Source organism: Burkholderia sp. HMSC10F09, from assembly GCF_001806955.1.
GTDB classification, from domain to species: Bacteria; Pseudomonadota; Gammaproteobacteria; order Burkholderiales; family Burkholderiaceae; genus Burkholderia; species Burkholderia multivorans.
Window position 1 is genome coordinate 1 of record NZ_KV786931.1, and the last position, 5,200, is coordinate 5,200.

Annotated in this window: 4 protein-coding genes; all 4 read right to left on the reverse strand. The window is 69.4% G+C overall.

Annotation, left to right across the window (positions count from 1 at the left end; all coding sequences use genetic code 11):
* The coding region (locus HMPREF3115_RS27530; protein ID WP_305367021.1) for an FHA domain-containing protein at window positions 1-470 on the reverse strand (470 nt) is incomplete at its 3' end.
* Window positions 451-2,487, reverse strand: a complete 2,037-nt coding sequence (gene sctC / locus HMPREF3115_RS27535; protein ID WP_048995973.1) for a type III secretion system outer membrane ring subunit SctC — start codon at window positions 2,485-2,487, stop codon at window positions 451-453. The genes sctC and HMPREF3115_RS27530, both read right to left, overlap by 20 nt.
* A complete protein-coding gene (gene sctS, locus HMPREF3115_RS27540) occupies window positions 2,487-2,765 on the reverse strand; it encodes a type III secretion system export apparatus subunit SctS (RefSeq protein ID WP_006396581.1) in 279 nt (92 codons plus the stop codon). Before sctS ends, sctC begins: the two co-directional genes overlap by 1 nt.
* Window positions 2,762-4,951: a type III secretion system export apparatus subunit SctV gene (sctV, locus tag HMPREF3115_RS27545; RefSeq protein WP_065496212.1), complete on the reverse strand. Its 2,190-nt coding sequence runs from the start codon at window positions 4,949-4,951 to the stop codon at window positions 2,762-2,764. The genes sctS and sctV overlap by 4 nt, the downstream gene beginning before the upstream one ends.
* Window positions 4,952-5,200 lie beyond the last annotated feature (249 nt).

Genomic DNA, 5,200 nt, shown 5'->3' on the forward strand with positions numbered 1-5,200 from the left:
CGCAGCCCGCCCGTCAGCCAGCCGAGCCACGGTGCGGCGGGCGCGACGTCGGGCGCGCCGGTGTCGTCGGGCACCGCGACGCTCGCCTGCGCGTGCCGCGCGATGCCGAAACGGATCGAGCCGACCGTCACGACGTCCTGCGGCGTCAGCGACCGACGGCCGCTGCCGAGCGGTTCGTCGTTGAGCAGCACCGGCGCGCCCGTGTCGCCGCCGTGGTTCTGCACGGTGACCGCGAGCGCGCCGACCTGCAGGCACACCTGCTTCGCGCCGATCTCGCGATCGGGCAGGATCACTTCGCAGTCGGCCGCGGTGCCGACCCAGTTCGCGCCGCGTGCGAGCGACATCGTGCGGCCGTACATCGGGCCGCTCAGAAAGCACAGATTCCACGGCGACGCGAGCGCGGCCGCGCCGCTGCCGGCGCCGCCGGGCAATGCGCCGTCGCCGTGCGGTTCAATGATGCTCGTCGACATGGACGGACGCTCCTGCGGTCGTCGCCACCGGCTGCGACGCCGCGTCCTGGGCGGGCGGCGGCAACGCGGGCGGCCCGAACTTCGTGCCGGGCAGCGGGCGCGGCGTCAGCGGCACCGCGATGTCGTTGTCGGGCGGCCGGTACATCGACACGCCGTTCGGGTCGGCCGGCGCATCGACGCCCGGATTCACCGGCGAGCCGTCCGGCGCGTACATCGACGCGCTCGACACCACGCGAGGCGTCAGCAGATAGAAGCGCTCCATGTGGTTGCCGGACTTGTCGGTGTACTTGAACAGGTTGCCGATCAGCGGAATGTCGGACAGCCAGGGCACGCCGCTCTTGTTCAGGCGCACCTCGTCGTCGTTGAAGCCCGCGATCAGCAGGCTCTTGCCTTCGTCGATCATCGTCTTCGTGACGATGTTGCGCTGCTGGATCACCGGCACGTTCGACACCGCCTGCCCCGGCACGATGTTGCCGTCCTGGATGTCGATCGACATCATTACGCTTTCCGGACGGCCCGACACGGCGGCCGCATTGCGGATCGCATCGTCGACGATCATCGGCGTCACCTTGATGCTCGTGCCGGTCGTCACGCTGTACAGCGACGAATCCTGATAGCCCTGCACCTGCACGTAGAACTGCGTGAGGTTCTCGAGAATCGCCTCGGTGTTGTCGAGCGCGAGCACCTTCGGCTTCGAATGCAGCTGCGCCTGCCCTTTCTGCGCGAGCGCATTTACGCGCGTGAGCAGGTAGTTGCGCAACGATCCGCCGATCGATGCGGTGAGCGCGATGCCGGTCGGCATGAAGGTGCCCGTCTGCCCGGACTCGCTCGCGCCGATCCCGAACGTCAGCGGCGGATTGCCGGCGCCGTTGTACTGCGTGTTGCCGTTCAGCGGGTTCGCGCCGTTGCCGATCTGCACGTCGCCGTGCGTCGTGTGCAGCCGCCAGTCGATCCCGAGGCTGTCGAGCGAATCCTCGTTGATGTCGATGATCGTCACGTTGATCTCGACGATCCGCGGCCGCTCGTCGAGCTGCGCGATCAGCGACTGGTAGCGGTACATGTTCTCCGGCAGGTCGCGCACGATCACCGCGTTGATCGCCGGATCGGCCTCGATCTGCGGCAGCGTGTCGCCGCCGCTCGCGAACGGCGAGAACGTGCTGCCCGCGGCCGATTCGCCGCCGTAGCCGCCGCTGCGCGGGCCGCCCGACAGATCGGGGAATTCGAGGCGCGGCACCGCGATCGTCAGCCCCGAGCCGAGCTTGACCTGCCGCGCGGCCTGGCCGAGCGGCGCGCTCGTCGGCATCGGGCCCGTACCGCCGCCCTTGCCGAACAGCCGGCGCAGGATCGTCGCGACGCCCGGCACCGTCACTTCCTTGCCCGAGCGATTGATCGTGAAGTCGGACGCCCACGCGTACTTGAGCCGGAACGCGCGGATGTCCGCGTGCTGGCCGTTCGCCGACGGATCGCCGACGCTGCCGATCGCCTGCCGCACGAGCTCGACGTAGCGGCGCGGGCCGGCCACGTACACGCTGTTCGCGCGATCGTTGATCACGAGCGTGTAGCGCTTGTCGGGAATCTGCATCGCCTGCAGCGCGCGGCCGATCTCGCCGCCCGCGTTCGGCGGAATCGGGATCATCTGCGTCTGCGACTGGTCGGCCGGATCGACGTAGAGGAACGAGCCGTCGTAGTACCACGTGAGTCCGTACGTCGAGCAGATCGTGTCGAGCGTCTGCTGCGGCGTGCCCGAGAAGCGCCCGCTGATCACGCCGTCGACCTTCGGATCGACGACGGCCGTCACGCCCTGCGACGACGCGAGCTCGCGAATGAAGTCGCCGATCTTCTTGCCGTTCGCGACGATCGTGAACGGCTTGTTGCGCCAGCGCAGGTCGGCCGCGCGCGCGGGCTGCGCGATCGTCATGCAGAGCGACGCCGCAAGCAGCGCGCTCGCGCACATCGCGAGCGCCGCGCGCGGCAGGCTGCGCGGCTGAAACCGGATCGGGACGACGCGTCGACGCATCAAAACACTCCTGTGGAAGAAACGAACATCCGTTCGAGCGCCTGCTGCGCAAAGCGCAGCACCTCGCTGCCGAGCCAGCCGGACAGCAGCACCAGCGCGACCATCACCGCGATCAGCCGCACCGCGATCCCGATGTTGGCGTCCTGCACCTGCGTGACCGCCTGCAGGATCGCGACGACGAGGCCCGTGACCGTCGCGATCAGCACGATCGGCAGCGACAGCAGCAGCACGAGCATCAGCGCCTGCCGCGTGAGATCGAGGATCGTCGAGCTCGTCATTGCGCGACGCCCGGTGTACGCACGTCGGCGCCGGCGCCGACCGTGCCGTCGTCCGGCGGGTTCTTCACCCAGCCGACCGTATGCAGCTGCACGTCCTCCTCGATCTCCTGATACGACAGCACCGGAAGATCGGGCAGCATCGGCTGCAGGATCGTCTTCACGTAGCGCCGCGCGCCGAGCGCGACCATCACGGCGAGCCGCGCGGCGCCGTGCGCGCCGCTCGCGTGCGCCGATTGCACGATCGCGCGCACCTGCTCGCCGATGTCCTGCTTCACGGCACTCGACAGCGCAAGGAAATTGCCCTGCTTCGTACGCATCACCGCGTTCTCGATGCGCTCCTGCAGGTTCTGCTCGAACAGCACGACGCGCAGCTGGCGCGCGGCGCCCGCGTGGCGGTCGGTGATCATCCGGCGCAGGTCGACGCGGACGAGTTCGACGAGCGCGATCACGTCGTCGGGCTCGTTCGGCGCCCACGTGATCAGGCTTTCGAAGATCACGCGCAGATTGCGGATCGGCACCTGCTCGGCCAGCAGCCGGCGCAGCACCTCGGTCACGCGCTGCAGCGGCACGAGCCGCGTCAGCTCGCCGACAAGCTCCGGGTGATCGCGCCGCACCAGATGCACGAGCGCCTGCGTCTCCTGGATGCCGAGCAGTTCGTCAGCGTGCCCGCGCACGATCTGCTCGACGTGCGCGGCGAGCGCCGCCTCGCTCGTCAGCCACTTGCCGTCCGGCGGCGCGCCGTCCGGCTTGACCCACAGTGCCGTCGCGAACGGGCCGAACGCTTCGGCCGGCTGACGCTCCGCGCGCTCGGGCAGCGGCGCGACGCCGTCCCACAGCAGCCAGCCCGGCTTCAGTGCACCGTGCGCGGCGAGCACGTCCTGCAGATAGATGCGGTACGTGCCGTTCGGCGCGCGCTCGTCGTCGTTCAGCGTGATGCGCGGGAACACCGTGCCGATGTCCGCGTCGACGCGCGCCTTCGCGTTCGACAGCGCGGCCTGCAGCTGCGCGAGGTTCAGCGTGCTGCGCAGATCGTCGGCCAGCGACACCGCGATCAGCGACGTGACGCCCGCCGCGTGCGACACCTTCGCCGGCTGCCCGTCGTCGGCCGCGCCGACGCGTCCGGCCACGTGGATCAGGTTGAAGCTCGGTGCGGTCGTCCTGCGCTTGAGCTGCGTCAGCGCGAACGCGCCGAGCGCCACCGCGATCAGTGCGAACGACCATTTCGGGAAACCGGGCACGACGAGGAAGCCGGCCAGCACGAGCGCCGCGATCAGCAGCGCGCGCGGATGCGCGCCGAGCTGTTCGCCCAGCTGCTCGCCGAGCTGGCGCTGCCGCGCGTCGCGCGTCGCGACGCGCGTGGTCACGATACCGGCCGCGATCGACACGAGCAGCGACGGAATCTGCGACGCCATGCCGTCGCCGACCGTCAGGATCGCGTAGCGCTGCAGCGCGGTGCCGATGTCCATGCCGTGCATCAGCGTGCCGACCGCGATGCCCGCGACGATGTTGATGAACGCGATCACGAGGCCGGCGATCGCGTCGCCCTTCACGAACTTCATCGCGCCGTCCATCGCGCCGTGCATCTGCGATTCCTGCTCGAGCTTCTCGCGGCGCTCGCGCGCTTCGTCCGCGCTGATGATGCCGGCGCGCAGATCCGCGTCGATGCTCATCTGCTTGCCCGGCATCGCGTCGAGCGAAAAGCGCGCGCCGACCTCGGCCACGCGCTCCGAGCCTTTCGCGATCACGATGAACTGCACGACGGCGATCACGAGAAACACGACACCGCCGACGACGACGTTGTTGCCGACCACGAGCCGCCCGAACGCGTCGATCACGTGACCGGCGTTCGCGTGCAGCAAGATCAGCTTGCACGACGCGATGTTCAGCGCGAGCCGGAACAGCGTCGTAAACAGCAGCAGCGCGGGAAACGACGAGAAGCTGACCGCCGACGGCACGTAGGTCGACACCGTCAGCAGTACGACGCTTGCGGCCAGGTTCAGCGAGATCATCCCGTCGAGCGCGGCCTGCGGCAACGGCAGGATGAACAGCGCGACGACCGCGACGATGAAGGCGGCCAGAAACAGATCGGCGCGCGGCGAGGCGCCGATCCGGCGATGTCCGGACACGCCGCGGCCGACGGAAAACATCCGCTGCCAGTCGCGGGGAAGCGCCTTCGGTTCTGCCATCGTGCCGTCGTCCTGTCGTTATGGGCGGCAGGCGCGGGCAATCGCAGCCCCCGCCTGCGCGGTGCATCGAATGCGACGAGTGTAGCGACGGGAAAAGGGGGAAAAACGGGCGCACCTCGTAGCGCGCGGGCGGCAGGCCGAATCGTCTGAAGGTACGACTACGAAACGCCGCGGCGCGAAGTCGGACGGCGCCGCGGAACCGCTTCCATCGCGCCGCGCCCGCGGCGTCGCTGCTCGACGACGCACCGA